The sequence below is a fragment of the Comamonas sp. w2-DMI genome (assembly GCF_040187735.1).
Lineage (GTDB): Bacteria > Pseudomonadota > Gammaproteobacteria > Burkholderiales > Burkholderiaceae_C > Comamonas > Comamonas terrae.
Genome location: NZ_JBANEL010000005.1, coordinates 90,849 through 116,935 on the forward strand (window position 1 = coordinate 90,849; position 26,087 = coordinate 116,935).

The following is a 26,087-nucleotide window of genomic DNA, read 5'->3' on the forward strand; positions in this document are numbered from 1 at the left end:
AATGGTCGTGTCGCGTGAAAAAAAAACGTAAAAGGCCACTGAGCGCCGAGCTTTGCTCCGGACACGGCCCTTGCCAGAGACGCCCAGCAAGGGCCTGTGCCGGCCGCGCCGCCCCGCAGCGAGGGCGTCGTCCCCCTCCCGCGCAGCGAGAGAGGGGGAAGCTGCGCGGCAGCTCAGGGGGTGTCAGGCTCCTATATAAGCCTTGCGGATGGAGTCATCCGCGAGCAGCTCCGCAGGCACGCCCTCGCGCACGATGCGGCCGTTTTCCAGCACATAGGCGCGGTGGGCGATCTTGAGCGCCGCATAGGCGTTCTGCTCGGCCAGCAGCACCGTGGTGCCGGCCCGGTTGATGCGCTGTATGACCTCGAACATCTGCTTGATCACCAGCGGCGCCAGGCCCAGCGAGGGTTCGTCCAGCAGCAGCGCGCGGGGCCGGCCCATCATGGCGCGGCCTATGGCCACCATCTGCTGCTGGCCGCCCGACAGCGAGCCGGCGGGGTCGTGCTGCTTGTCGCGCAGGATGGGAAACAGCTCGAACACTTCCTCCAGCGTCTGCTGGCTGGGGCCGGGGTCGCGCCGGTGCACATAGGCGCCCAGCTCCAGGTTCTTGCGCACCGTCATCTGCGGGAACAGCTTGCGCCCCTCGGGGCACTGCACCAGCCCGGCCTGCACGATGGCCGAGGGCTTGCGCCCCACCAGTTCCTGCCCCTGCCAGGCGATGGAGCCGCCCGCGGCCTTGTGGATGCCGCTGGCCGTGAGGAACAGCGAGCTCTTGCCCGCGCCGTTGGCGCCCAGCAGCACCACCAGCTCGCCCTGGTCCGCATGCAGGCTGACGCGGTCCAGCGCCAGGAAGCTGCCGTATTTCAGCGAGACGTTCTCAAACTTCAGCATGCTCGCTCCCCAGGTAGGCGTCGATCACGGCCGGGTTGCGGCGGATTTCCTCGGGCGTGCCCTCGGCGATCTTCTCGCCGTAGCTGAGCACCAGGATCTTGTCGGCCAGGCTCATGATCATGTTCATCTTGTGCTCGATCAGCGCCACCGTGATGCCGTGACGCACGATCTTGCGGATCAGCTCGGCCAGGCCCTCGGTCTCCTCGGGGTTGACGCCGCCCGCGGGCTCGTCGAGCAGCATCAGCCGGGGATCGGTGGCCAGCGCCAGCGCGAAGGCCACGCGCTTGCGCTCCTCCTGCGTGATGTCGCCGGCCACGCGGTGGGCGATGCGGGACAGGCCCACGAAGTCCAGCGCCTCGCGCGCCTTCTCGCGGCACACGCGCTCTTCCTCGCGCAGGCGGCTGGAGCCGCGCAGCACGTCCCACAGGCCCGAGCGCGTGCGCAGACGGTGGCCCACGATGAGGTTGTCCAGCACCGTGGCGCGGTCGAACAGCGAGGTGGTCTGGAAGGTGCGCGCAATGCCCAGCCGCGCCACCTGGTCCGGCCGCAGCGAGGTCACGTCCTGCCCGTCGAAGGTGATGGTGCCGCTGGTGGGCTTGTGCATGGAGCTGATGAGGTTGAAGAAGGTGGTCTTGCCCGCGCCGTTGGGGCCGATGATGGCGTTGACCTTGCCTTCCTCGATGGTGGTGGTGACGTCGTTCACGGCGGCCAGGCCGCCGAACTTCTTGGTCAGGCGTTCAATCTTGAGCATGGGGCTTGCCCTCCTTCGCATCGCGGCGCGCACGCCACTGCAGAAAACTGCCGACCACGCCGTACGGCAGGAAGATCACCAGCGCCACGAGGATCGGTCCGAAGACGATGAAGCGGTACTCCTGCAGGAACTGCAGCGACTGCGTTAGCCAGGGCATGGCGATGGCGCCCAGCAGCGGCCCCAGCACCGTGCCCATGCCGCCGACCATGGCGAAGATCATCATGTCGAAGGTGTGGTGCACGCCGGCCATGTCGGGGCCGATGAAGCGAACGAAGCCCGCGTACAGCCCGCCCGCGATGCCCGCGTAGAACACGCTGAGCATGAAGGCCAGCACCTTGTTGCGCATGAGGTTGATGCCCAGGGCCTCGGCCAGCTCGTCGCTGTTGCGGATGGCGATGAAGGTGCGGCCCAGCAGCGACTTGACGATGCGCCGCATCACCCACACCAGCACCACCAGGAAGAAAAGCACGAAGTAGTACAGGCGTACCGGCGTGTCGAAGGTGAGCGCGCCGATGGCCTCGGGCTCGGGGATGCCCATGATGCCCACCGTGCCGTGGGTCAGGCTTTCCCACTTCTCGATCACGAGGAACATGATGTAGCCCACGCACAGCGTGAAGATGGAGAAGTAGTGGCCCTTCAGGCGCAGCGAGACGATGCCGATCACATAGCCCAGGGCAGCGCAGACCAGGCCCGACATGGCCAGCGCGGCCCAGAAGGTCCAGCCGTGGTCCACCGTGAGAATGCCCACCGTGTAGGCCCCCACGGCCATGAAGCCCGCGTGCGCGAGGTTGAGCTGGCCCGTGTAGCCGGTAATCAGGTTCAGGCCCAGCGTGGCGATGGCGAAGATGTAGGCCGTGCTCATCACCGTGAGGTGGTAGTCGTTGCCCGCCACCCAGGGAAAGGCGATGGCCGCCGCCAGCAGCAGCGCCCAGGCCAGTCGGCTGTCGATCAGGTTCTTCATCTCAGCGGCTCCTCTTGGCAAACAGCCCTTGGGGGCGCAGCGACAGAATGACGACCAGCAGCACGAAGGCGATGATGTCCTTGTAGTCGGTGGAGATGTAGTAGGCGCCGAAGCTCTCGGCGAAGCCGATGATCAGCCCGCCCAGCACGGCGCCCGGAATGCTGCCCATGCCGCCCAGGATGATGATCACGAAGGCCTTGGTGATGACCAGGTGGCCCATGGCCGGATAGACCAGGTTGATGGGCGCGTACAGCGTGGCGGCCGCGGCGGCCAGCAGGCCCGAGATGGCGAAGGTCATCATGGACACGCGGTTGGCGTCTATGCCCACCAGCGAGGCGCCTTCGCGGTTCTGCGCCATGGCCACGATGGTCGAGCCCGTCACGGTGCGCGTCAGGAACAGGTGCAGGGCCACCATCAGCGCAAAGGCCGCGGCGATGATCAGCAGGCGCTGGGCGGGTACCGTCAGCCCGCCCATCTCGATGATGCTGGTGTAGGGCGTGGGCATGCGCTGGAAGTCCGCGCCCCACAGCACCTGGGCGCCGGCCTCCAGGAACAGCAGCAGGCCGATGGAGGCGATCTTGGGATGCAGCGGCGAAGCCTTGCGCAGCGGGTTGAACACCAGCCGCTCGCTCGCGATGCCCAATACGGCCACCGCCACCGCGGCCATCAGCAGCGCCGGCCAGTAGCCCCAGCTCCAGGCCACCATGGCATGCAGGGCGACGAAGGCGCCGATCATGTAAAAGCCCCCGTGGGCGAAGTTGGGCACGTGCAGGATGCCGTACACCAGCGTCAGCCCCAAGGCCACCAAACCGTAGATGCCGCCCAATGTCAGCCCATTGAGCACCTGTTGCAGAAAGACGTCCATCACGCCTCCCTGTGCCGGGAAATCCGCCAGCCCCCGGGCCGGCGGATCGAGGTGTTGTCACGCATGCTTGTCTCCCTAGTGGTCCGGAACGTGTTCCCGGCCTCCGCGCGGGGGCGCGAAGCGCGTGGAACCGTTCTCATGCAGTGCGGCTTTTGCGCATCTGCCGGGCCAGCTTAGAGGGCGCTATTTGCGATCAACAAGAGGAAGATTCTGCAGTGCGGAATTCATGGGGCAAACCCCGAGCAATCGGAGGCCCGTGGAGTAACGCAGATGACAGCCCCGGGCGCACCAGGGCCCGGGCCGCCGGTTCACTGCGTGAGCGGCAGCGTGGGGAATTCGGCCGGCAGGACGCCGGCGATGTTGCCGCGCGTGTTCTCCACGAGAAAGTCCAGGAACGCCCGCACGCGCGCGGGCATGAACTTGCGCGAGGGCAGCGTGGCGTAGAGCGTGAACACGCCGCTGGTCCACTGCGGCAGCACATGGCACAGGCTACCCGCGCTCAGGTGGCGGGCGATCAGGTCCAGCGGCTGGGTGCTGATGCCCGCGCCGTCCAGCGTGGCGCGCAGCAGCGTACCCGTGTGGTTGGCCACCAGCACCGGCGTCACCGTCACGGGGACCTCCTCACGCAGATCGTCGATGCGGTGCATGTGCAGCAGGTCGCCGCGCGTCAGGTGGGAGCGGCGCAGCAGCACCTGGTGGCCGCTCAGGTCGCTGGGGTGCAGCGGCGTGCCGAACTTGCGCAGGTACTCGGGCGAGGCGCAGGCCAAGCCATAGGTGCTGACGATGGGGCGCGCGATCACGTTGCCGTTGTAGCCCTCGGACACGCTCAGGAAGGTGATGTCGTACTCGCCGATCGCGGCCTCGGTGGCCGATTCCACGAACACGTCGATGATGACCTTGGGGTACTGCGCATGGAACTGCGTGATCAGCGGCGCCAGCACGTGCTCGGCAAAGACCGGGGGCATGAGCACGCGCACCGTGCCCGACAGCTCCACCGTGTGCGCCTGGGCCATGGAGAACGCGTCGTCCACATCGCTGATGATGCCGCGCACGCGCTCCAGGTAGGCCTCGCCGGCCTCGGTCAGGCTCACGCTGCGCGTGGTGCGCTGCAGCAGGCGTGTGCCCAGGTGCTCTTCCAGGTCGGCCACCAGCCGCGTGACGGTGGGCACGGACATGTCCAGGCGCCGGGCGGCGGCGGAAAAGCCGCCTTCGTCGGCCACGGACTGGAACACCCGCATGGTCAGCAAACGGTCCATGATGCTTGTTATTGTGGTGAATGAAAAACAATAGCGGCTTGCGCAGGATGGCAGAGCGCGGATGCCGCATTTTTCATATATTTTCGCCCGCGTGGCCGGGCTGCGGGCCGTTGCCCTGGGCCGGCTTGTCCTGCGCGTCGCCGTCCCGCCCGCGCCAGAGATGGGCCAGGCGCATGTCGCAGCGGCTGCAGGCCTTGGCCGTGGCGGCCGAGAACAGCAGGATGGCCGAGGTGAAGTAGAACCACATCAGCACCACCACCAGCGAGCCCGCCGCGCCATAGGCCGAGACCACGGCCGCCGTGGACAGGTACCAGGCCAGCCCCTGCTTGCCCAGCGTGAACAGCACGGCCCCGACCACGGCGCCCCACAGCAGATGGCGCACACGCGGCTTGATGCCCTGGCCGATGCGCATCAGGCCCAGGAACAGGATGACCTCGATGACGAAGGACACGCTTTCGTTGATGACCCGCAGCAGCGGCCCCAGCGGCACCAGCTGCAGCTGGTCTCCGGCCCATTTGGTGACCAGCTGGATCATGGTGGACAGCAGCATGGACACCAGCAGCAGAAAGCCCAGCCCGCCCACATAGGACAGGCCGCGCACGCGCGCCATGGCCAGGCTCCACCAGGCGGCCCGCTGCCGCACCAGCGGGGGCTCGCCCACGCTCCAGAGCTTTTCGAGCGAGGCCTGCAGCTCCACGAACACGCCGGTGGCGCCGGACACCATCATGACCAGGCCCAGCGCGGACGCCAGCGAGCCCTCGTCCGCGCGCCTGGCGCTGGACAGCGCGCCCTGCACCACCTGGGCGACGCGCTCGCCGGCCACGCCCTGCACCTGCCCGATCAGCGTGCTTTCCACGTAGCTGCGGTCCAGCCACCAGCCCAGCAGGCCGACGACCACCACCAGCAGCGGGGCCAGGCTCAGAATGCCGTAGAACGACATGGCGGCGCTCATGCGCGGGCCGCCGGCCTGCAGCCAGAGCTCGGTGGCATCGATCAGCGGCTGCACGGGCCGCAGCAGGGGTTGGGCGCGCCTTTGCAGCGAGGAGAGGTCAAAAGCCATGCCGGCTATTGTCTGCCGCGCCATCTGCGCGGCCTGTCAGAAGGGGCCGCTCCTGGGCCGTCAGAACAGCAGGCTGCGCACCCAGGGCGCGATCAGCACATTGAGCGCGCCGGCGATCATCATCACCAGCGAGGCGACCACGGCCTGCACCTCGCCCGCCTGGCGTGCCTTGGCCACGCCGGCGCCGTGCGCCGCGGCGCCGAAGAGGGAGCCCGCGGCCAGCTTGCTGCGCACCCGGGGCAGCAGACGCAGCACGGTCTCGCCCATGAGCATGCCGCTCACGCCGGTCATCAGCACGAACAGCGCGGCCAGGTCGGTGGGGCCGCCGAGCACGCGCTCGGCCTCGATGGCGAAAGGCGTGGTCACCGAGCGCACGGCCAGGCCCTTTTGCAGCGCGTCCGACAGGCCGAACCAGTGGGCCAGCAGCACCGTGGTGCCGATGGAGACCACGCTGGCCACCACCACGCCCGTGGCAATGGACATCCAGTGCCTGGCCAGCATGCCGCGGTGCTCGTACAGCGGCAGCGCGAAGGCCACCGTGGTCGGGCCCAGCAGCCAGACCAGCCAGTGCGTCTGGGCGATGTACTGCGGATAGCGCACATGGGTGAGCAGCGCCAGGCCGATGAGCACAATGGGCGTGGCCACGATGGGCATGAGCAGCGGATGCGGATGCCGGCGGTACAGCCGCTTGTTGGCCCAGTAGCAGCCCACCGTGGCCAGCAGGGAGACGACGCCGATCACCTGGTTGGAAAGCATGGCTACACCCCCGCGCGGAAAGCCGCCCGGCCCGCATGGCGCGTGGAGCGGCGCCGCGCCAGCCACAGCTCCAGCCGGTAGACGCGGTCCACGGCCAGCGCCGTGGCGGCCATCACGCAGGCCGTGCTGGTGACGATCACGGCCAGGATGCGCCAGCCCTGGTGAAGGATCAGGTCCGGATACTCGGTGACCACCAGCATGGCGGGCACGAAGAACAGCAGCATCTCGGCCAGCAGCCAGTTGGTGCCGCCCTGCAGCCAGCGCGCCTTGACCAGGCCGGTGAACAGCCCCACGGCCAGCAGCGCAAAGCCGATCAGCCCGGCCGGCATGCTCCAGCCCAAGCGCTGGCGCGCCATGTCCACGGCCAGCCAGATCGTGCTCAGTAGCGCGATCTGCAGCACCACCTTGGCGGCCTGCAGGGCCGCGCATGCCCCGATGGGCAGGCGCGGCCGCCCGCCGGCCGCAGAGTCATCCAATGTTTTCGACATGGATCGAGTATAGGGTTTACACCAATATTCTAAAAATGAATTATTCTCATTTTTTCGATGCAACAAGTGAATATCCATGGACCTGCGCGCCCTGCGTTACTTCATCGAGGTCGTCCGGCAAAACGGCTTCACCCGCGCCGCACAGTCGCTGCACGTCACCCAGCCCACGATCAGCAAGATGGTCAAGTCCCTGGAGGACGAGCTGGGCGGCCCGCTGCTGCTGCGCGAGGGCCGCGGCGTGCAGCTTACCGATGCCGGCCGCGTGGTGTACGAGCGTGGCTGCGGCGTGCTGGACCAGGCCCGGTTGCTGCGCCAGGAGGTGGCCGAGGTGGACGGCATTGCGCGCGGCGAGCTGTCCGTGGGCATCCTGCCATCGTTCGGGCACTACATGGCGCCGGTGATCGCGCGCTACCAGCAGCGCCATCCGGGCGTCACCCTGCAGGTGGACGAACAGGGCGCCCAGGCCCAGCGCCAGCGCGTGCTGGACGGCACGCTGGACATGGCCCTCGGTCTGTTCAACGGCAGCGAAGCCGGGCTGGAGAGCTATACGCTGGCGCGCCAGCACACCCGCGTGGCGCTGGCGGCCCATCGCGTCAGGAATCCCGAACAGCCCATGCGCTGGAGCGACCTGCGCGACCTGCCGTTCGTGCTCTACACCTCGGGCTTTGCGCTGCACGACGCCGTGCTCGAGCAATGTGCGGCCGCGGGCTTCGAGCCGCAGGTCAAGCTGCAGACGCGCTACTGGGACTTCATCGGCGACCTGGTGGCCGCCGACGTGGGCGTGGCCGTGATGTTCGAGCATGTGATCGCCCAGTACGATCCGGCCCGCGTCTCCAGCCGCCCGTTGATCGCCCCGGCGCTGGGCTGGGACGTGGTGCTGATGTGGCGCAGCGGCTACCTGTCGCGCGCGGCGCGCGCCTTCCTGGATTGCGCCCGCGAAATCTATCCGCAGCAGCCCTGAAAAAAGCATAGCTGCCCGCGCTGGATGGACAAGCGCTTGCGGCATGTTTGGCCTCTTTTAGCAATATCCGTTCAGCGCCATGCCGCCCTGGCGCAGGCTATGCTCGCGCTCCCATGCCTTCCCGTTTTCCACCTCCTTCCCGCCGCCCTGCCCGCCTCCTGAATGCGCCCGCGGCCGGGCCGCAGGAGCCGCTGCGGCTGCTGTGCTTCAACAAACCCTACGGCGTGCTCAGCCAGTTCACGCCCGAAGGGCGCTGGCAGGGGCTCAAGGACTGGATCGCCGTCCCCGGCGTGCACGCGGCAGGCCGGCTGGATGCCGACAGCGAAGGCCTGCTGCTGCTGACCAACAACGGCCCCTTGCAGGCCCGCATCGCCGATCCGCGCCACAAGATGGAAAAGACCTACTGGGTGCAGGTCGAGGGCATTCCCGACGAAGCCGCGCTGCAGGCCCTGCGCGACGGCGTACAGCTGCGCGACGGCATGACGCTGCCGGCCAGGGCGCGCCGGCTGGAGCCCGCGCCCGCGCTGTGGGAGCGCGAGCCGCCGATACGCGTACGCCAGAACATTCCGGACTGCTGGATCGAGCTTGTCATCCGCGAGGGCAAGAACCGGCAGGTGCGCCGCATGACGGCCGCCGTCGGCCATCCCACGCTGCGGCTGGTGCGCGTGGCCATAGGCCCGTATTCGATCGACGGGCTGGCGCCAGGCCAGTGGAAGGACGCGGCGCCGGCCTGAGCCGTTCAGGCCTTCTTGAGGAATTCGGACTTGAGCAGCATGGAGCCCAGCTCGGTCCTGCAGTCCACGTTGTGGCCGTCTGCGCCGTCGACCAGGCGGATGCCCTTGATCTTGCTGCCCTTCTTGAGCACCGAGGACGAGCCCTTGACCTTGAGGTCCTTGACCAGGATCACGGCATCGCCGTCGGCCAGCGCATTGCCGTTGGCATCGCGCACGATGCCGTCGCCCGCGCCGGCGTCGCCCTCTTCCTCAGCGGCCTGCACAGGCCATTCGAAGGCGCAGTCGGGGCAGATGTAGCTGGCGCCGTCGGCATAGGTGTTCTCAAGGCCGCACTGGGGGCAGGCCGGAATCGTCTGGGACATGGGAGGACCGGGAAGCAGTGAATGGAAAAGGGCGCGAAGCGCGCCCGACCCGGTGATTGTCGCCGCTGCGGGCCGGCCGGGATCTTTCCGCGCCGGAAACACCGCCCCGCCCGGGGCAGTGCCTGCACGCATGCGGCAGAGATGTCAGGAGCAGGCCTTGTTGCGCGAGGCATGCATGCCGGCCGCCTTGGCCTCGGCCTCGGTCATGTACTTGCCGTTCTTGGTCGTGCCGTAGTAGCGGTCGCCCTGGCAGTGGTAGACCTTGGTGTTCTCGTTGGCCCAGACCATGCCGGGGCCGCCGCCGGGAGCCGGGGTCGCGGCAGGTGCCTTGGCCGACTTGGCGGCCGGCGCGGCCGCTGGGGCTGCCGCCGCTGCGGGGGCCGCGGCCTTGGCTGCCGGAGCCGCTGCGGCAGGCGCTGCAGCGGGAGCCGCGCCGGCGGCCTTGGCCGTGGCGTCCTTGTCTATGCCCTTGTGCCCCTTGCAGGCGCCCTTGGACGTGGCCGCACTCGTCGTGCTGCCGTCCTTGCACACAAAGGTCTGCGTGCCGGCCGCTGCCGGCGCCGCCGGGGTCTGGGCAAAGCTTGCAAACGAACCAGTCATCAAGGCCGAGGCCAGCCAAACTTTCCAGATGTTGCGCATAGATCCGCTCCTAGCGAGGTCTTCGTCACAAAGGCGTGACCCGCACATGCTGCTACGAGCGCTGGCAAACGGCAAGCCGGCCGAAACCGGGGAAAACCGCAGGACACAGCCGGGGAAACCGGCGCTCCAGGTCTACAGCGACCGGCCCAGCTTGCGCAGGAAGCGCTCGCAGGCATCGAGCTGGGCCAGCTCCACGAATTCGTTGGGCTTGTGGGCCTGCTCGATGGAACCCGGGCCGCAGACCACGGTGGGAATGCCGGCGTTGTGGAACAGGCCGGCCTCGGTGCCATAGGCCACCTTGCGCTTGTCCTGGTCGGCCGTCAGCGCGCGCACCAGCTGGGTGATGGCTGCCTCTTCCGAAGCCTCGAGGGCCGGCGCGCTGGCACCGGCCTCGATATCGATGCGCGCCTCGGCATATTCGCTGCGCATGCGCGGCAGCAGCTCTTCGCGCACATAGGCCTCGACCTGGCTCTGGATGCCGTCCACCGGCATGCCCGGCAGGTTGCGGAACTCGTAGGCGAATTCGCAGAACTCGGGGATGGTGTTCACCGCAATGCCGCCCTGGATCTGGTTGGTCGTCATGGTGGTGAAAGGCACGTCGTAGAACTCGTCGTACGGGCCGTGCGCCTTGAAGTGGTCGGCGATGTCGCGGATGCGGCAGATCAGGCGCGCCGCATACTCGATGGCATTGCTGCCGCGCGGCGTCAGCGAGGAATGCGCGGCCTTGCCGTGGACGCGGCAGCGGTACAGGTTGATGCCCTTGTGCGCCACCACCACCTGCATGCTCGTGGGCTCGCCCACGACACAGCCGTCGAACTTCGCGCCGCGCAGCTTGAGCGCGTTGATCATCACGGGCGCGCCCGCGCAGCCGACTTCCTCGTCATAGGAAAAGGCCAGGTGGATGGGCTTGGCGCGCGGCATGGCCAGGAACTCGGGCACCAGCGCCAGCGAGGCGGCGATGAAGCCCTTCATGTCGCAGCTGCCGCGACCGTACAGGCGCGCTTCGCGCTCCACCAGGGTGAACGGGTCGGTGTCCCACTGCTGGCCGTCCACGGGCACCACGTCGGTGTGGCCCGAGAGCACGATGCCGCCTTCGGTGCTGCCGTCCTGCGCAGGCAGGGTGGCGAACAGATTGGCCTTGTCGCCATCGGGCGAGCGCATGAGCTCGGCCTGTATGCCCTGGGTGGCCAGCGCATCGCGCACGCATTCGATCAGGGCCAGGTTGGAATTGCGGCTGGTGGTGTCGAAGGACACCAGTTTCTCCAGCCATTGGCGGGTGTTCATCCAAGTCATGTTCGTTCTCTGAATCCTGCACCTTCCTGATGGGCGGGAAGCCGGCGGCGCCGCTGCGGTCAGTGCTTATGAAAAGTGTAAGTGCTCTCACCTATGCTGTAAGGCAAACGCAAAGGCCACCATACTGGCTGTCGGCCTTTGCGGTCCCGCCTCCGCGCCCCTTTCAACAGGACAACCCAAGTGACAACGCACACCGTATCGAAGCGCAACATCGTTGCCGCCGTGATTGGCAATGCCCTGGAGTGGTATGACTTCCTGGTCTTCGCCTTCATGACACCCATCGTGGCCAAGCTGTTCTTCCCCAGCAATCCCGACAATCCGGACGACAACATCAACCAGATCCTGATGACCACGGCCGTGTTCGGCGTGGGCTTTTTCATGCGTCCGGTGGGCGGCATCCTGCTGGGCCTGTACGGCGACCGCAAGGGCCGCAAGGCCGCCATGGTGCTGGTGACCATGCTGATGGCCGTGGCCATCGCACTGATCACCCTGGCGCCGACCTATGCGGCCGTGGGCATCCTGGCGCCGCTGTTCATCGTGCTGGCCCGCCTGCTGCAGGGCTTTGCGGCCGGCGGCGAATTCGGCACCTCCACGGCGCTGCTGATCGAGCTGGCGCCGCCCGGCAAGCGCGGCTTCTACGGCTCCTGGCAGATGACGGGCCAGATGCTGGCCCTCTTGATCGGCGCGGCCACGGGCACGCTGATCACCGAGCTGTTCACGCAGGAGCAGCTCATGGGCTGGGCCTGGCGCCTGCCGTTCGCCGTGGGACTGCTCATCGTGCCGGTGGCCATCTACATCCGCCGCCACGTGGAGGAGCCCGAGGTCTTCAAGCAGCTGCAGGCGGAACAGCAAAGCGGCAAGGTGCGCCAGATGGGCCTGCTGGAAATGCTGCGCGCCCATGCGCGCGAGACCCTGGTGGGCATGGGCCTGGTGGTGACGGCCACGGTCTCCATCTACATCACCTTCACCTACCTCGTCACCTACTCCACGGTGACGCTCAAGCTGCCCATACACGACGCCTTCCTCGTGCAGATGGCGGGCGCGGCGCTGATGGTGGTGCTGATGCCGTTCATGGGCGCGCTGTCCGACCGCATCGGCCGCCGCGGCATGACCATTGCCTCGCTGATCGGCTACCTGGCCGTGCTCTACCCCATGTACTCCTGGCTCACCGATGGACCCACGGTGCACAAGCTGCTGGTCACGCAGATCGTGGTCTGCCTGTTCGTGGCCATGTTCTTCAGCGTGTTCAGCACCGTCATGGCCGAGCTGTTCCCGCCCCATGTGCGCTCGGTCGGCATGTCCATGGCGTACAACATCGCAGTCATGGTGTTCGGGGGCTTCGCCCAGTTCATCGTCACCTGGCTGATCCGCTCCACGGGCTCGCCCATGGCGCCGGCCTTCTACGTGATGTTCGGCGTGGCGCTGGGTGCCATTGCCTCGTTCTTCATCCACGCCCGCGCCCACGAGCAGAGCTGAGCGCCGGCCCGCGGCAGCAGCCGCACCCGCCAAAAGCCAAGGCACGCGCCTTGGCTTTTTTCATTGCCGGCCCGGAGGGACCGCTTCCTCGCAGGGACGGCGGCCCCATGCAGCGGGGACGCAGGGCGCCATTTCATTTCCCGCCTAAAAAAGGCAAGGCTCTTTTGCCGCGAAGCCGGTGCGCGGCCCAGGAAACCCCTATGTTTTTCTGCAGGCCACTTGTCTACATTCTTGTATGCAACGACAAGATTTCTTTGCATACAAGATTAGCCAACAGCAGAGGCAGACATGCGCCGTTTTGCAAAATCACTTTTCGGGCAGGTAGTGATCGCCCTTATCGTCGGGGTGCTCGCCGGCCTCCTGGTTCCGGAGTTCGCCGTCAAGCTCAAGCCGCTGGGCGACGGCTTCATCAAGCTGATCAAGATGATCATCCCCGTGCTGGTGTTCTGCGTGGTCGTGCACGGCATCGCCGGCGCGGGCGACCTCAAGCGCGTGGGCCGCGTGGGCGTGAAGTCGCTGATCTACTTCGAGGTGCTGACCACCATCGCGCTGGGCATGGGCCTGGTGCTGGCCTTCGTGTTCGAGCCCGGCGTGGGCATGAACGTGGACACCAGCAAGCTCGATCCCTCGGCCATGGCGGCCTATGCCAGCAATGCCGACAAGCTGACCAGCGGCGGCACGGTGGAATTCCTGATGAAGCTCATCCCAGGCACCGTGGTGGAAGCCTTCGCCAAGGGCGACGTGCTGCAGGTGCTGCTGTTCGCGGTGCTGTTCGGCTGCGCGCTGACCCTGCTGGGCGAGCGCGGCAAGCCCGTGTCGGACCTGGTGGACACGCTGTCCATGGTGCTGTTCAAGATCATGGGCATCATCATCAAGCTGGCGCCGCTGGGCGTGCTGGGCGCCATCGCCTTCACCGTGGGCCAGTACGGCATCGGCTCGCTCAAGCAGCTGGGCATGCTGGTGGCGCTGTTCTACGTGGCGGTGCTGATCTTCGTGTTCGTGGTGCTGGGCCTGGTGATGCGCCTGTCCGGCTTCAGCCTGATCAAGCTGCTGCGCTACCTGCGCGAAGAACTGACCATCGTGTTCGCCACCACCTCGTCCGACAGCGTGCTGCCCCAGATCATGGCCAAGCTGCGCAACATGGGCGTGCGCGATTCCACCGTGGGCCTGGTGATTCCCACCGGCTACTCGTTCAACCTGGACGCGTTCTCGATCTACATCACGCTGGCCGCCGTGTTCATCGCCCAGGCGACCAACACGCCCATCAGCATGGCCGACCTGCTGACCATCCTGGCCATCGCGCTGGTCACCTCCAAGGGTGCGCACGGCGTGCCCGGTTCGGCCATCGTGGTGCTGGCCGCCACGCTGCATGCGATTCCCGCCATTCCCGCCATCGGCCTGGTGCTGGTGCTGTCGGTGGACTGGTTCATGGGCATCGCCCGCGCGCTGGGCAACCTGATCGGCAACTGCGTGGCCACCGTGGCCATCGCCGCCTGGGAAGGCGACATCGACCGCGAGCGTGCCCATGCCGTGCTCGACGGCCGCCTGCCCAAGGATGCCGATGCAGGCTGAAGCTTAAGGCGCAGCGCGGGCGGCATCCGGGGCAGGAGGCTCCGGATGCCGCTTCGCCTTTTCCCATTCAAGAACATATCCACGCGTTTCCGATTCCCATGCTCAAGTCCCTGCGCACCAAAATTCTCCTGATCAGCACTGCCACCGTGGTCTGCGCCCTGGCGGTGACCGGCGCGGCCACCTATGCCATCACGCGCGCCAGCACCTTCCAGACCATCGAGCAGGACCTGGATGCCATCGCGGCCGGCAACGCCATGGCCATCGACCAGTGGGTGGCCTCCAGGGCCATGGCCGTGAATGCCGCCGCGGCGGTGATCGAGCATGGCGATCCGCAGGGCTTTGCCGCGCACCTGGGGCAGGCCGGCGGCTTTCCCGTGACCACCGTGGGCTGGGAGGACAAGAGCTTCAAGACCACCACGCAGGCCGCCGCAGGCTACGACCCCACGGCCCGCCCCTGGTACAAGACCGCCGTGCAGGCCGGCAAGCTGGCCGTGACCAAGCCCTATGGCGACTCCACGACAGGCCAGGCCTTCGTGGCCTTCGTCGCGCCCATGCTGCGCAACGGCGCGCTGCAGGGCGTGCTCAACGGCGCCGTGCCGCTCGCGGGCGTGCGCGACGTGGTGGCCGCCATCCATCCCACCCCCAGCAGCCTGGGCTTTGTGGTCGGCGCCGACGGCCAGGTGCTGGCCCATGCGGACAGCAAGCGCATGCTCCAGCCGGTATCCGAGATCTCGCCGCTGCTCACGCCGGCCATGCTGGCCTCGCTGGCCGGCTCCACCCAGCCGCTGGAAGCGGAACTCGACGGTGCCGCCAAGCTGCTCAGGGCGCGGCCCATCCAGGGCACGGACTGGCTGCTGGTGGTGGCGCTGGACAAGGCCGAGGCCACGGCCGGCCTGCGCAGCGTGCTCGGGACACTGGCCGCCGCCATCGTGCTGCTGGCGCTGATCGCCGCGGCTGCGGCCGCCACGCTGACCGCCAAGTCCTTCCGCCGCCTGTCCCAGGTGCGCGACGCCATGGACCGGATCGGCTCGGGCGGCGGCGACCTCACGCAGCGCCTGCCCGTCAGCGGCCAGGACGAGGTGGCCCAGATCGCCTCCTCCTTCAATGCCTTCGTCGAACAGATCGGCACCGTGCTCAAGGACGTGCGCGGCGGCGTCGAATCCATGAAGACCGCCACGGACGAAATCAAGGCCGGCAACCAGGACCTGTCCAATCGCACAGAAAGCTCGGCCAGCCATCTGCAGGAGACCGCGGCCTCGCTCTCGCAGCTCACCGCCAACGTCAAGCAGTCCGCCGAAGCCGCGGCCCAGGCCACGCGCCTGGCGCATTCGGCAAGGGAATCGGCCACCCGGGGCGGCGCCGTGGTCGCCGGGGCCGTGAGCACCATGGACGACATCTCGGGCGCATCGGCCAGGATCGGCGAGATCATCGGCGTGATCGACTCCATCGCCTTCCAGACCAACATCCTCGCGCTCAATGCGGCCGTCGAGGCCGCGCGCGCCGGCGAGCAGGGCCGGGGCTTTGCCGTGGTGGCCTCCGAGGTGCGCAGCCTCGCGCACCGCAGCGCCACGGCGGCCAGGGAGATCAAGGAGCTGATCGATGCCTCGGGCAGCAGCGTGGCTGCCGGCACCGAGCGCGTGCATCCCGCAGGCGCCACCATGCAGGAAATCGTCTCCAGCATCCAGCGCGTGGCACAGATCATCGGGGACATCAGCGGTACGCTGACCGAGCAGAGCGTGGGCATCGGCCAGATCAACCAGGCCGTGGCCGAGATGGACTACGCCACGCAGCAGAACGCGGCGCTGGTGGAGCAATCGACGGCGGCCTCGTCCGTGCTCAACGAGCAGGCCCACCATCTTTCGCGCACCGTGGCAGGCTTCACGCTGGAGCCGCAGGCCGGCCCTGGAGCACTGAGCATGGCGTACTAGCAAGCCCTGACTTTACGCGCAGCGGCGCATCATCGCTTAATCTTGAACCATGAGCAGCAACCAGACACAGATCGCCCATCAGGTAGTGGAATCCATCCTGGCCAAGAAACTGGCCCCCGGCGAGCGCCTGGGCGAGCAGGAGCTGGCCGACCTGTTCGGGGTGAGCCGCACGCTGGTGCGCGAGGCGCTGATGCAGCTGCAGGCGCGGGGCTTCGTGGAAGTTCGCCCGCGCCGCGGCTGGTATGTCGTGGAGCCCTCGGCCGCCGAGGCCAAGGATGCCTTTTCGGCGCGGCGCATCATCGAGACCGGCATCCTGCAGGAGGCCGGCAAGCCGCTGCAGCGCGTCATCACCCAGCTGCGCCGTCACATCGCCCAGGAACAGAAGGCGATCGCCGGCGCCGACAACGCCATGCGCGCCTTTCTGCTGGCGGACTTCCATGTCTGCCTGGCCGAGCAGATGGGCCACAAGCTGCTGGCCGACACGCTGCGCGACCTGACGGCGCGCACCACGCTGGCGGCCACGCTGTACCAGTCCACGCACAGCGCCAGCCAGTCCTGCGCCGAGCACGAACGCATCGTCGCGGCGCTGGAGCGCGGCGACACCGAAGAGGCCAAGGCCCTGATGCTGGAGCACATAGGCACCGTGGAGCAATCGCTGGAAATCACGCCCGTGCCGCCCAGCGATGCCAGCGGCTGGCTGCGGGCCACGCTGGCTCCCGTATCAAAGCGATAGCAGCCTCCGATCTGTCCATCAGGCTTTGATGGCGATTCAGCTTTTTTCTTCGATCTGAAGATCAGGGTATAGCTGCGCCATGACCTGGCCCAGGCAGTCCTGCAGCAGGCGGGCCACCCTCTCCTCACCCTCCTCGCCGCCCTGCTGCGGCGCGCGCAGGGCCTGCCAGCATTGCGACCACTGCGGCGCATGCGCGGCCATGGCGGCCTGAACCGCCTCGTTCCAGCGCTGCGGCGCCGGCGGACTGGAATAGCGGCCCCGGCCGCGGCCGAAATGGGAGATCACCAGGTACTTGAGCAGCACCTGGCCCGCCAGCGCCGTCAGATACTCGCCCGAGAGCTGGAAGCGCTGCGCATCGCGGTCCAGCATCTTGTTGCTGCCCCAGGCGGCGCCGGCAAACGTCACGGCGCCCACCAGGGCCCCCAGCAATGCCCCCGTGCCCAGCGTCAGCCCGCCGGCCACCAGATCGGCGCCCAGCCCCGTGGCCGCGCCGGCCGTGAGCGCGCCCCACAGGCTGGCAGCCTTGGGGTCGATGGGCGCGCTGACCTGCAGCTGGCTGCGCAGCTGCTCCTGGATCTGGCTGGCGGCCAGCCCGTCCAGCCGATGCAGTTCCAGCAGGCGCTGCGTGGACTGCACATCGGCCTGCTGCACGGACTGCAGCAGCTGGCGGATCGCGGCCTGGGCCCGGGGGTCCGAAGGCAGGTCCGCGTCCTGCACCGCACCCTTCGCGCCCAGCGTGGCCGCCACCTTGCCGCTCACCGATTGCCAGGCCCGGGCCAGCAGCTTGCCCTGGGCCGGGACCAGGCTTTCCTGCAGCTTTGCCGTGCCCACCAGCTGCCGCGCCAGCGCCTGCAGGCTTTGCTGCTCGCACTGCCGCTGCTGCAGTTCGCGCGCCAGCAGCAGGCGCCGGTAGGCCGGCTGCTTGGCCGCCGGCAGCAGCGGCGCGATCGCCTGCATCATGTGCCGCTCATGCCACCAGCTGCGCGTGAAGGCATCCAGCACCAGCACCTCGCGCACCGTGTCCGCAAAGCCTTGCGTGGCCTTGCGCCAGCGCTGCAGGTCGGCCTCGGTCTGCGCCTGCGAGGTGTCGCTGCCGATCTGGTTGAGCAGCACGATGACAGGCTTGTCCATCCACCGCAGAATCTGCATCTCCGCACTCCAGTAGCCCGCATCGGCCGGGTCTTCGGCGGCATTGACCAGATAGAGCATCACGTCCGCATGGTCGCGCGCGGCCAGCAGCGCGCGCTGGCTCAGATAGAAAGGCCGGTCGCGCCAGCGGTCCCAGACGTTGGAGAGGAACCAGCCCAGCGGATTGCCGTGCTGCCGCAGGCGCTCGTACAGCCGCACGGAATCGCCGAAGCCCGGCGTATCCCACAGCCACAGTTCGTCGCCTTGCTCTGTTTGCTGCAGCAGGTAGCGTTCGGACCGGCTGGTGATGTGGGCCGCGTCCTCGATCTCGCCCACGTCGTCGGCGGCCAGCGTGCGCGTCAGCGTGGTCTTGCCGATATTGGTGTGCGACAGCAGGCACCACTGGATGCTCCGGCCCTCGCCGGCCGCGGGCGGCGCAGCAGGCGGCAAGGATTCGCCCCTGTGCGTTTCCGCGTGGTTTTCCGTGCTCATGGCCGTGCTTCCTCGCCGGTGATCACCTGGGCCGTCAGGCCGCCATCGCGCGCATGCTGGCGCACAAATTCCTGCCACAGATGCTCGCGTTCGCGCACGCGCGCCGGGGCGCCGCTGTTGCGGGCCACAAAGTCGGCGGCCCAGAGCCAGACTTCGGCATGCACGCCCCAGCGCTGCTGTACCTGGGCCAGCAGCTGGCCGTGGATCTCTGCCTCGGGCGTGGCCGCCATATTGAGCAGCAGCACCTGCTGCGCCCCTTCGGAGGTGGCAGCGGAGGCCGGCAAGGCGCCGCCATAGGCCAGCGTGGGCAGCAGCACCAGCTGCGCCCCGGCGCCATAGCGCTGCGCCACATGGCGCTGCAGCCCGGCCTGGCGCGGCGGCGTGATTTCCAGGCTGTAGGGCAGCACCTGCAGCACCGTGGCGCGGCCTGCCCAGTCGCGCTGCAGCTTCTGGAAATACGGCTGCTGCAGCGGCAGCGCCATATGGCCGGCAAGCCAGCGTGCGCACAGGGCCTGCCACAGCGCCAGCAGCAGGCGCGGCGCCAGCACGGTGAGGGCCAGCAGCAGCGTGTAGCGCTGCACCCAGCGCTCGCCTTCCATGAGCGGGGCCTGTGCCACGCCCCCTGCGCTCGCCCAGCCCTGCAGGGCGCGGATCTCTTCCAGGCTCCAGGGCGCCGTGCCCAGGAGGTGATGGACCGGCGCGAACAGCAGGTTCAGGCAGGACTGCACGGCAGCGGGCGACAGAAAGGTGCTCTCCCAGCCCACCAGATAGGCCCGGGTCAGGCCCGTGACCCACAGCGAAGCCAATGCTCCCGCAGCCAGCATGGCCGCTCCCAGATGCAGGCACATCAGCCACTGCGCCCGGCGCGGACGCTGGCTGAGCTGCCACCAGTTGCGCTCGAAAGTCAGCGCCATCTTGCGCAGGCCCGTGCCGGCCAGTTGCATCTTCTTCGGCTGCAGCTTGTGCAGCCAGCCCTCCGGGCCGGAGGCGGCCGGTGCGGCAGCCACGCCCTGCACCGGCATCAGCGGCACGGCCACCGCTGGCGTGCGCCGCAGCAGGCCGCGCAAGCCATTCAATACCAGGAGCACATAGACCAGCAGATTCCACAGCACCACGGCGATCAGCGAGGGCGAGAGCAGGTCCACGCGATGCGGATCGGTGATCGCATGGCCTGCATAGCCCACCGCAAAGGCCGCGGCCAGCACGCCCAGCACTGCCCAGCGCGAAACCCCGGCGGCCTGCGCGCGCAGCGCCCGGATCTCTGCAGGCAGCTGCGCGGCCGCGATGACGCGCAGTGCCCGCTCCTGCAAAAAGGCGGTGAACGCCTCGCGCTGGGGCGCACCACTCTTGCCGTTCTGGCCGCTTTTTCCCAGGGCATGCAGGCACTCCTGCGTGATGGCATCGCAGCGCGCGGCCGTGGGCAGGGCCTCATGGGGCGGCGCGGTTTCTATGGCATGGGCGAAAACGATGTCGCGGAGGGCGCTGGCTTTCATGCCGCTATTGTGTTGCAGCCCGCAGTGGCATGCGGTATTCGCAAATTAATGAGCACGCAGCGCTTTACAGGCAAGCGTTTCAAGCGCTTTTCATTGCCAATCAGCGTCCTGTGGTATGAATGCGCTTTCGCGCCATATCCACAATCCAGGAGACAACAGATGACCCAGAATCCCGCCGCCATGCCCGATGCCAGCGGCTTCTTCGGCCCCTATGGCGGCCAGCTGGTGCCGCCCCATCTCAAGCAGGCCATGGACGATATCGCCGCCGCCTATGCGGAGATCGCCAAGCGGCAGGATTTCCAGGACGAGCTGGCTCAGCTGTTTGCCGACTATGTGGGCCGGCCCAGCCCCATCTTCCATGCCCGGCGCCTGTCCGCGCAGCTGGGCGGCGCGCAGATCCACCTCAAGCGTGAGGACCTGAACCACACGGGCGCGCACAAGATCAACCACTGCCTGGGCGAGGCGCTGCTGGCCAGGTTCATGGGCAAGAAGAAGGTCATCGCCGAGACCGGCGCCGGCCAGCACGGCGTGGCGCTGGCCACGGCCTGCGCGCTGGTGGGCATTCCCTGCGAGATCCACATGGGCCAGGTGGACATCGAGAAGGAGCACCCCAACGTCACCAAGATGCGCATCCTGGGCTGCAAGCTGGTGCCCGTAACGCGCGGCGCGGCCACGCTCAAGGAAGCCGTGGACAGTGCCTTCGAGGAATACCTCACCAACCCCACGGACTACATCTATGCCATCGGCTCCGTGGTCGGTCCGCACCCGTTCCCGATGATGGTGCGCGACTTCCAGTCCATCATCGGCCGCGAAGCCCGGGAGCAGTTTCAGGCCAAGTACGGCCGGCTGCCCGACCATGTGGCCGCCTGCGTGGGCGGCGGCAGCAATGCCATGGGCATGTTCACGGCCTTCCTCGGCGACGAATCCGTGCGCCTCGTGGGCGTGGAACCCTCGGGCGAAGGCACGGACCGCCCCGGCCGCCATGCAGCCACGCTGACCATGGGCAAGCCCGGCGAAATCCACGGCATGAAGTGCTACGTGCTGGAGAACGCCGACGGCACGCCCGCCGCCGTGCACAGCATCGCCTCGGGCCTGGACTACCCGGGCGTGGGGCCGCAGCACAGCTACCTCAAGGACCTGGGCCGCGTGCAGTACGAAATTGCCAGCGACAAGGAATGCCTCGACGCCTTCATGACGCTGTCGCGCGTGGAGGGCATCATCCCCGCGCTGGAGAGCGCACATGCCGTGGCCTGGGCCATGCGCGTGGCGCCCACGCTGCCCGGGGACCAGCACATCCTCGTCAATCTCTCGGGCCGCGGCGACAAGGATGCCGACTACGTGGCCAAGGTGCTGGGCATTTGATCCCCTGGCGCCTGCACCGCTGCCATCTCCGTGTCACGCCCCTGACATGCTTTGCGCCTAGGGTCCAGGGCGGCACGCACTCCAAGCTCCAACCAGACCACGCATATTCCATGAAACCATCCATGCCCCAGTTCCGCCTCTCCGCCCTTGGCGCCATGCTGCTCTTCGCACTGGCCCTGTCCGCCTGCGGCGGCGGAGACGCCCCCCAGGAAATCCGCTACCAGACGCTGGACGGCACGCCGCCGCAGGTGATCGCGCACCGCGGCCTGTCCGGCCTGTATCCCGAACAGACCCGCATGGCCTACGAAAAGGCCGCCGATGCGGGCGCGGACATGCTGGAGCTGGACATGCACATGACGCGCGACTGCCAGCTGGTGGCGCGCCACAATGCCTGGCTCGGCGACAGCACGAATGTCGCCGAGGTGGCCAAGACCAATGCCGGCGTCGCCGCGCGCAAGCGCACCACGCCCGGTGTCTGGGTCGACGTGAAATACCCGGTGAACGGCCCCGCCGACGGCCCGGCACGGTACCTGAGCGACCAGATCGACGCCAACGACCCCAAGTCCGTGCTCAAGCCGCTGGTGGTCGACGGCGAGGACCACACCAACGACTGGTCCATCAGCGACTTCACGCTGGACGAGCTGCGCACCCTGCTGGCCGGCACCATTCTGGACAACGCCAGCGAACGCCCCACCGAATGGAACGGCAAGCTGCCGCTGATCAGCGCCCAGGAGGTGATCGACATCGCGGTGGCCAAGGGCAAGGAGCAAAAGCGCAGCATCGCCGTCTATGCGGAAACCAAGAACCCGTACTGGAACAACCAGCAGGCCATTGCCAACGGCTGCGGCGCGCCGGGCTCGCGCCCGTTCGAGGACGCGGTGATGGCCCTGCTCAAGAAGAACGGCCTCAACACCAAGGATGCACCCATCTACATCCAGAGCTTCGACCCCGAGAGCCTCAAGTACCTGCGCAAGGCCGGCATGCAGGCCAAGGGCGTGCAGCTGATCGACGGCAACGACATCAACTACCAGGACGGCTCCATGGTCTACATCACCAATGATGAATGGACCTTCATCAGCGGCCGCCCCTACAGCTGGACGCTGGCCGGCGATGCGCGCACCTTCGGCGCCATGCTCACGCCTGCGGGCCTGGCCGAGATCAAGCAGTACGCCGACGGCATCGGCCCCTGGAAGCCTGAAGTGCTGGCCCATTCCGTCGTGCCATACAAGGCCGGTGCCGGCCTCAAGGACGTGAACACGCTCAAGGACACCGGCCTCATCGCGAATGCGCACAAGGCAGGCCTGGTGGTGCACAGCTTCACCTTCCGCAACGAGCCCGGACGCCTGGCCGGCATCTACAAGGGTGACCCCGTACAGGAATTCCTGGCCTATTTCCGCCTGGGCATCGACGGCGTGTTCACCGACTTCACGTCCACCGGCGTGAAGGCGCGCGAGGCCTATGAGCAGGAACTCAAGGCCAAGCCGTTCTGACACCGGCCTGCGCCCATAAGAAAGCCACCGCGAGGTGGCTTTTCTTTTTATGCTCAGCCCAGGTTCGGCGCCAGCAGGCGCCGCAGCTCCTCGATGTCCATGCCGCGGCGCTGGGCCATGTCGGCCAGCTGGTCCTCGCCGATCTGGCCCACGTTGAAGTAGGTGGCCTCGGGGCTGCCCAGGTAGAAGCCGCTCACGCTCGATGCCGGGAACATGGCCAGGCTGTCGGTCAGCTCCATGCCGATTTCCCTGGCGTCCAGCAGCTTGAAGAGGTCAATCTTGGCCGTGTGGTCCGGGCAGGCCGGATAGCCCGGCGCGGGGCGTATGCCCTGGTACTGCTCCTTGATGAGCTGCTCGTTGGTCAGCTGCTCGTCGGCCGCGTAGCCCCACAGGTCCTTGCGCACGCGCTCGTGCAGGCATTCGGCAAAGGCCTCGGCCAGGCGGTCGGCCAGGGCCTTGAACATGATGCCCGAGTAGTCGTCCAGCGCGGCCTGGAATTCCTTGTCCTTCTTCTCGGCGCCGATGCCGGCCGTCACGGCAAACAAACCGGCGTAGTCCTTGATGCCGGATTCTTTGGTGGCCACGAAGTCCGACAGGCAGCGGCTGGGCCGCATCGAGCCGTCGACCATCTGCTTCTCGGTCTGCTGGCGCAGGCCGTACCAGGTCATGAGCTCCGTCGTGCGCGACTCGTCGCTGTAGAACACGATGTCGTCGCCCACGCGGTTGGCCGGGTACAAGGCCATCACGCCGTTGGCCGTGAGCCAGCGGCCCTCGATGATCTTCTTGAGCATGGCCTGCGCGTCGGCCAGCACCTTGCGCGCCTCGGCGCCCACGATCTCGTCGTCGAGGATGGCGGGGTAAGGCCCGGCCAGGTCCCAGGTCTGGAAGAACGGGCCCCAGTCGATGTACTGGGCGATCTCGGCCAGGTCGAAATTTTTGAACACGCGGCGGCCCAGCACGCGCGGCGCCACGGGGGGGGTGGGCGGCGAAGTCCACGGGCGTGGCATTGGCGCGGGCCTGGGCCAGCGGCCACAGCGGCGTCTTCTTCTTGTTGGCGTGCTGGGTGCGCACCTTGTCGTAGTCGGCCTGCAGCTCGTCCAGGTAGGCCTGCTTGCCTTCGCCCAGCAGGCTCTGCGCCACGCTCACGCTGCGCGAGGCGTCGGGCACGTAGACCACGGGGCCGTCGTACTTGGGCGCGATCTTCACGGCCGTGTGCACGCGCGAGCAGGTGGCGCCGCCGATCAGCAGCGGAATCTTCCTGATACGGAAGTACTCGTCCTTGTCCATCTCGCCGGCCACGTACTGCATCTCTTCGAGGCTGGGCGTGATCAGGCCCGACAGGCCGATGATGTCCGCGCCCTCGGCCTTGGCCTTGGCCAGAATCTCGTGGCAGGGCACCATCACGCCCATGTTGATGACCTCGAAGTTGTTGCACTGCAGGACCACGGTGACGATGTTCTTGCCGATGTCGTGCACGTCGCCCTTGACGGTGGCGATGACGATCTTGCCCTTGCTGGACACGTCCATGCCCGCGGCTTCCTGCTGGCGCTTTTCCTCCTCGATGTAGGGGATCAGGTGGGCCACGGCCTGCTTCATCACGCGCGCGGATTTCACCACCTGGGGCAGGAACATCTTGCCGGCGCCGAACAGGTCGCCGACGATGTTCATGCCGTCCATCAGCGGGCCTTCGATCACGTGCAGCGGGCGACCGCCCCCTTGCACCACGATCTGCTGGTAGGCCTCTTCCGTGTCCTCGACGATGAAGTCGGTGATGCCGTGCACCAGCGCATGCGACAGGCGCTCGCCCACGGTCTTGGGGGCGTCCGGGGTACCGCGCCATTCGAGCTTCCTGCTGTCGTCCTTGGCCGCGCCCTTGGCGGCCTCGGCGATCTCGAGCAGGCGCTCGGCCGCATCGGGGCGGCGGTTGAGCACCACGTCTTCCACACGCTCGCGCAGCGTGGGTTCCAGGTCGTCATAGACGCCGACCATGCCGGCGTTGACGATGCCCATGTCCATGCCCGCCTGGATGGCGTGGTAGAGGAACACGGTATGGATGGCCTCGCGCACCGGGTCGTTGCCGCGGAAGGAAAAGCTCACGTTGGACACGCCGCCACTGACCTTGGCACCAGGCAGGTTCTGCTTGATCCAGCGCGTGGCCTCGATGAACTCCACCGCGTAGTTGTTGTGCTCCTCGATGCCGGTGGCCACGGCGAAGATGTTGGGGTCGAAGATGATGTCCTCGGGCGGAAAGCCCACCTCGTCGACCAGCACGCGGTAGGCGCGCTCGCAGATCTCGATCTTGCGCCGGTAGGTGTCGGCCTGGCCCTGCTCGTCGAAGGCCATGACCACGGCGGCCGCGCCGTAGCGCTTGATGAGCCGGGCCTGGCGCTTGAATTCGTCCACGCCCTCCTTCATGGAGATGGAATTGACGATGCCCTTGCCCTGCAGGCAGCGCAGGCCGGCCTCGATCACTTCCCACTTGGACGAATCCACCATCACCGGCACCTTGGCGATGTCGGGTTCGGAGGCGATGAGGTTCAGGAAGCGCACCATGGCGGCCTTGCTGTCGAGCATGGCCTCGTCCATGTTCACGTCGATGACCTGGGCGCCGTTTTCCACCTGCTGGCGCGCCACCGACAGCGCTTCCTCGTACTGTTCGTTGAGGATCATGCGCGCAAAGGCCTTGGAGCCGGTGACGTTGGTGCGCTCACCCACATTGACGAACAGCGTGCCTTCGCCGATGAAGACGGGCTCCAGGCCCGACAGGCGCATGGGGGGAATGGAAACGGGGGACGCAGCAGACATCACGCTCACCTGTAGAAAACCAAGACAGAAACAGGACAGGTGAGCGCCGTTGTGAATGCAGGGCGGCATGCAGGGCCGCCGCTTCCGAGCCTGACGCCGCGGCTCAGACCCTGACGGACTGGCGGGCGCTGCAGCGCTCCTCGGAAGAGAGCGCTATTCTAGCGCGCGCCTCCGGCAGCTGCCGCCCCGGGGCTTGCGCAAAGCACCTGTGACCATCCGTCCTGCAGCGTGGAGGCGGGCGGCTCAATCGTCGTCATCGTCATCGCCATGGCGCCAGTGGCGATGGTGGTGCCTGCGCCAGCCCCGGTCCCACCGTTCCCAGCGGTCGTCGTCATAGCCTCGCCAGCCCGGTGCATAGACGGGCTGCTGCGGCATGACCACCACCGGGCGCGGCGTGTAGACGGGCCGGGGAACCACATAGGCTGGCGGCGGCCCATACACGGGGGAAGGCGCCACCATGACGGGGCCCGGCACGCCGATGCCGATGTTCAGGTCCACCCTGGCAAAGGCACCGGTGGCCGCCATGGCCAGCAAACCGGCGAAGGCGAGCTTTCTGTAGTTCATCTTGACCTCTCCGGCGATGCGCAGGCA

22 protein-coding genes, 1 pseudogene and 1 riboswitch are annotated in these 26,087 nt (G+C 67.5%); of the genes and pseudogenes, 8 read left to right on the top strand and 15 right to left on the bottom strand.

Annotated features, from left to right (window positions below; genetic code table 11):
• Positions 1–183: 183 nt before the first annotated feature.
• The 8 genes from V8Z74_RS07370 to V8Z74_RS07405 all read right to left on the bottom strand — a co-directional run bounded on the left by V8Z74_RS07370 (position 184) and on the right by V8Z74_RS07405 (position 7,028).
• Entirely contained in the window at positions 184–891 is a 708-nt protein-coding gene (locus V8Z74_RS07370; RefSeq protein WP_349708726.1) for an ABC transporter ATP-binding protein, read from the bottom strand.
• Positions 878–1,642, bottom strand: a complete 765-nt coding sequence (locus tag V8Z74_RS07375; RefSeq protein WP_066474921.1) for an ABC transporter ATP-binding protein — start codon at positions 1,640–1,642, stop codon at positions 878–880. The genes V8Z74_RS07370 and V8Z74_RS07375 overlap by 14 nt, the downstream gene beginning before the upstream one ends.
• The gene (locus V8Z74_RS07380) at positions 1,629–2,603 is read right to left on the bottom strand and encodes a branched-chain amino acid ABC transporter permease (RefSeq protein ID WP_349708727.1); all 975 of its coding nucleotides are present in this window, start codon (positions 2,601–2,603) and stop codon (positions 1,629–1,631) included. The genes V8Z74_RS07375 and V8Z74_RS07380 overlap by 14 nt, the downstream gene beginning before the upstream one ends.
• 1 nt (position 2,604) lies before the next feature.
• Positions 2,605–3,468, bottom strand: a complete 864-nt coding sequence (locus V8Z74_RS07385) for a branched-chain amino acid ABC transporter permease (RefSeq protein WP_066474907.1) — start codon at positions 3,466–3,468, stop codon at positions 2,605–2,607.
• A 308-nt stretch (positions 3,469–3,776) separates the two neighbouring features.
• Complete coding sequence (locus V8Z74_RS07390; protein WP_066474904.1) at positions 3,777–4,724, bottom strand: LysR family transcriptional regulator; 948 nt, start codon at positions 4,722–4,724, stop codon at positions 3,777–3,779.
• A 73-nt stretch (positions 4,725–4,797) separates the two neighbouring features.
• The gene (locus V8Z74_RS07395; RefSeq protein WP_349708728.1) at positions 4,798–5,784 is read right to left on the bottom strand and encodes a YihY/virulence factor BrkB family protein; all 987 of its coding nucleotides are present in this window, start codon (positions 5,782–5,784) and stop codon (positions 4,798–4,800) included.
• A 60-nt stretch (positions 5,785–5,844) separates the two neighbouring features.
• A complete protein-coding gene (locus V8Z74_RS07400; RefSeq protein ID WP_349708729.1) occupies positions 5,845–6,540 on the bottom strand; it encodes an LrgB family protein in 696 nt (231 codons plus the stop codon).
• Between the two features lie 2 nt (positions 6,541–6,542).
• The gene (locus V8Z74_RS07405; RefSeq protein ID WP_349708730.1) at positions 6,543–7,028 is read right to left on the bottom strand and encodes a CidA/LrgA family protein; all 486 of its coding nucleotides are present in this window, start codon (positions 7,026–7,028) and stop codon (positions 6,543–6,545) included.
• 76 nt (positions 7,029–7,104) lie between these two features.
• Here V8Z74_RS07405 and V8Z74_RS07410 point away from each other — a divergent pair, with 76 nt between their 5' ends.
• Positions 7,105–7,989, top strand: a complete 885-nt coding sequence (locus V8Z74_RS07410; protein ID WP_066474898.1) for a LysR family transcriptional regulator — start codon at positions 7,105–7,107, stop codon at positions 7,987–7,989.
• A gap of 113 nt (positions 7,990–8,102) precedes the next feature.
• Positions 8,103–8,723, top strand: a complete 621-nt coding sequence (locus V8Z74_RS07415; RefSeq protein WP_349708731.1) for a pseudouridine synthase — start codon at positions 8,103–8,105, stop codon at positions 8,721–8,723.
• Between the two features lie 5 nt (positions 8,724–8,728).
• Here V8Z74_RS07415 and V8Z74_RS07420 read toward each other — a convergent pair whose 3' ends face one another.
• The 3 genes from V8Z74_RS07420 to argE all read right to left on the bottom strand — a co-directional run bounded on the left by V8Z74_RS07420 (position 8,729) and on the right by argE (position 11,008).
• Positions 8,729–9,085, bottom strand: a complete 357-nt coding sequence (locus tag V8Z74_RS07420; protein WP_066474893.1) for a zinc ribbon domain-containing protein YjdM — start codon at positions 9,083–9,085, stop codon at positions 8,729–8,731.
• Between the two features lie 144 nt (positions 9,086–9,229).
• Positions 9,230–9,724 (bottom strand): DUF3761 domain-containing protein, encoded by a 495-nt coding sequence (locus tag V8Z74_RS07425; RefSeq protein WP_066474890.1) that lies wholly within the window; start codon positions 9,722–9,724, stop codon positions 9,230–9,232.
• 132 nt (positions 9,725–9,856) lie between these two features.
• The gene (gene argE, locus V8Z74_RS07430) at positions 9,857–11,008 is read right to left on the bottom strand and encodes an acetylornithine deacetylase (protein ID WP_349708812.1); all 1,152 of its coding nucleotides are present in this window, start codon (positions 11,006–11,008) and stop codon (positions 9,857–9,859) included.
• A gap of 189 nt (positions 11,009–11,197) precedes the next feature.
• Between argE and V8Z74_RS07435 the strand changes: the two genes are divergently transcribed.
• The 4 genes from V8Z74_RS07435 (at position 11,198) to V8Z74_RS07450 (ending at position 16,726) form a co-directional block, all read left to right on the top strand.
• Positions 11,198–12,493, top strand: a complete 1,296-nt coding sequence (locus tag V8Z74_RS07435) for an MFS transporter (protein ID WP_349708732.1) — start codon at positions 11,198–11,200, stop codon at positions 12,491–12,493.
• A 288-nt stretch (positions 12,494–12,781) separates the two neighbouring features.
• Positions 12,782–14,065, top strand: a complete 1,284-nt coding sequence (locus V8Z74_RS07440) for a C4-dicarboxylate transporter DctA (protein ID WP_066474885.1) — start codon at positions 12,782–12,784, stop codon at positions 14,063–14,065.
• A 98-nt stretch (positions 14,066–14,163) separates the two neighbouring features.
• Entirely contained in the window at positions 14,164–15,993 is a 1,830-nt protein-coding gene (locus V8Z74_RS07445; protein ID WP_349708733.1) for a methyl-accepting chemotaxis protein, read from the top strand.
• 49 nt (positions 15,994–16,042) lie between these two features.
• A complete protein-coding gene (locus V8Z74_RS07450; RefSeq protein ID WP_066474880.1) occupies positions 16,043–16,726 on the top strand; it encodes a GntR family transcriptional regulator in 684 nt (227 codons plus the stop codon).
• Positions 16,727–16,762: 36 nt separating this feature from the next.
• On the opposite strand, the gene V8Z74_RS07455 is transcribed toward V8Z74_RS07450, so the two are convergent.
• Together V8Z74_RS07455 and V8Z74_RS07460 are read right to left on the bottom strand one after the other, a co-directional pair.
• Positions 16,763–18,346, bottom strand: a complete 1,584-nt coding sequence (locus tag V8Z74_RS07455; RefSeq protein WP_349708734.1) for a DUF3482 domain-containing protein — start codon at positions 18,344–18,346, stop codon at positions 16,763–16,765.
• Positions 18,343–19,839 carry a DUF2868 domain-containing protein gene (locus tag V8Z74_RS07460; RefSeq protein ID WP_349708735.1) on the bottom strand — a complete coding sequence of 499 codons (1,497 nt, stop codon included), beginning with the start codon at positions 19,837–19,839 and terminating at the stop codon, positions 18,343–18,345. The genes V8Z74_RS07455 and V8Z74_RS07460 overlap by 4 nt, the downstream gene beginning before the upstream one ends.
• A 159-nt stretch (positions 19,840–19,998) precedes the next feature.
• On the opposite strand from V8Z74_RS07460, the gene trpB reads away from it, so the two are divergent.
• Together trpB and V8Z74_RS07470 are read left to right on the top strand one after the other, a co-directional pair.
• Positions 19,999–21,201, top strand: coding sequence for a tryptophan synthase subunit beta (trpB, locus tag V8Z74_RS07465; protein ID WP_349708736.1), 1,203 nt, complete (start codon positions 19,999–20,001; stop codon positions 21,199–21,201).
• Positions 21,202–21,323: 122 nt separating this feature from the next.
• Positions 21,324–22,691: a glycerophosphodiester phosphodiesterase family protein gene (locus tag V8Z74_RS07470; RefSeq protein WP_502879482.1), complete on the top strand. Its 1,368-nt coding sequence runs from the start codon at positions 21,324–21,326 to the stop codon at positions 22,689–22,691.
• A gap of 53 nt (positions 22,692–22,744) precedes the next feature.
• Here the strand turns inward: V8Z74_RS07470 and metH are convergent.
• Both metH and V8Z74_RS07480 read right to left on the bottom strand, forming a co-directional pair.
• Positions 22,745–25,496: pseudogene (metH, locus tag V8Z74_RS07475) on the bottom strand (methionine synthase).
• A 34-nt stretch (positions 25,497–25,530) separates the two neighbouring features.
• Positions 25,531–25,644, bottom strand: a riboswitch (S-adenosyl-L-homocysteine riboswitch).
• Positions 25,645–25,739: 95 nt separating this feature from the next.
• Positions 25,740–26,060 (bottom strand): hypothetical protein, encoded by a 321-nt coding sequence (locus V8Z74_RS07480; RefSeq protein ID WP_349708738.1) that lies wholly within the window; start codon positions 26,058–26,060, stop codon positions 25,740–25,742.
• Positions 26,061–26,087 lie beyond the last annotated feature (27 nt).

Excerpts from the sequence above, each read along its gene's own strand:
- V8Z74_RS07420 (WP_066474893.1), bottom strand. The coding sequence starts at position 9,085 with ATGTCCCAGACGATTCCGGCCTGCCCCCAGTGCGGCCTTGAGAACACC.
- trpB (WP_349708736.1), top strand. The coding sequence starts at position 19,999 with ATGACCCAGAATCCCGCCGCCATGCCCGATGCCAGCGGCTTCTTCGGC.
- V8Z74_RS07405 (WP_349708730.1), bottom strand. The coding sequence starts at position 7,028 with ATGTCGAAAACATTGGATGACTCTGCGGCCGGCGGGCGGCCGCGCCTG.
- V8Z74_RS07400 (WP_349708729.1), bottom strand. The coding sequence starts at position 6,540 with ATGCTTTCCAACCAGGTGATCGGCGTCGTCTCCCTGCTGGCCACGGTG.
- argE (WP_349708812.1), bottom strand. The coding sequence starts at position 11,008 with ATGAACACCCGCCAATGGCTGGAGAAACTGGTGTCCTTCGACACCACC.
- V8Z74_RS07425 (WP_066474890.1), bottom strand. The coding sequence starts at position 9,724 with ATGCGCAACATCTGGAAAGTTTGGCTGGCCTCGGCCTTGATGACTGGT.
- V8Z74_RS07375 (WP_066474921.1), bottom strand. The coding sequence starts at position 1,642 with ATGCTCAAGATTGAACGCCTGACCAAGAAGTTCGGCGGCCTGGCCGCC.
- V8Z74_RS07385 (WP_066474907.1), bottom strand. The coding sequence starts at position 3,468 with ATGGACGTCTTTCTGCAACAGGTGCTCAATGGGCTGACATTGGGCGGC.
- V8Z74_RS07455 (WP_349708734.1), bottom strand. The coding sequence starts at position 18,346 with ATGAGCACGGAAAACCACGCGGAAACGCACAGGGGCGAATCCTTGCCG.
- V8Z74_RS07370 (WP_349708726.1), bottom strand. The coding sequence starts at position 891 with ATGCTGAAGTTTGAGAACGTCTCGCTGAAATACGGCAGCTTCCTGGCG.
- V8Z74_RS07415 (WP_349708731.1), top strand. The coding sequence starts at position 8,103 with ATGCCTTCCCGTTTTCCACCTCCTTCCCGCCGCCCTGCCCGCCTCCTG.
- V8Z74_RS07445 (WP_349708733.1), top strand. The coding sequence starts at position 14,164 with ATGCTCAAGTCCCTGCGCACCAAAATTCTCCTGATCAGCACTGCCACC.
- V8Z74_RS07450 (WP_066474880.1), top strand. The coding sequence starts at position 16,043 with ATGAGCAGCAACCAGACACAGATCGCCCATCAGGTAGTGGAATCCATC.
- V8Z74_RS07380 (WP_349708727.1), bottom strand. The coding sequence starts at position 2,603 with ATGAAGAACCTGATCGACAGCCGACTGGCCTGGGCGCTGCTGCTGGCG.
- V8Z74_RS07440 (WP_066474885.1), top strand. The coding sequence starts at position 12,782 with ATGCGCCGTTTTGCAAAATCACTTTTCGGGCAGGTAGTGATCGCCCTT.
- V8Z74_RS07460 (WP_349708735.1), bottom strand. The coding sequence starts at position 19,839 with ATGAAAGCCAGCGCCCTCCGCGACATCGTTTTCGCCCATGCCATAGAA.
- V8Z74_RS07410 (WP_066474898.1), top strand. The coding sequence starts at position 7,105 with ATGGACCTGCGCGCCCTGCGTTACTTCATCGAGGTCGTCCGGCAAAAC.
- V8Z74_RS07480 (WP_349708738.1), bottom strand. The coding sequence starts at position 26,060 with ATGAACTACAGAAAGCTCGCCTTCGCCGGTTTGCTGGCCATGGCGGCC.
- V8Z74_RS07395 (WP_349708728.1), bottom strand. The coding sequence starts at position 5,784 with ATGGCTTTTGACCTCTCCTCGCTGCAAAGGCGCGCCCAACCCCTGCTG.
- V8Z74_RS07390 (WP_066474904.1), bottom strand. The coding sequence starts at position 4,724 with ATGGACCGTTTGCTGACCATGCGGGTGTTCCAGTCCGTGGCCGACGAA.
- V8Z74_RS07470 (WP_502879482.1), top strand. The coding sequence starts at position 21,324 with ATGCCCCAGTTCCGCCTCTCCGCCCTTGGCGCCATGCTGCTCTTCGCA.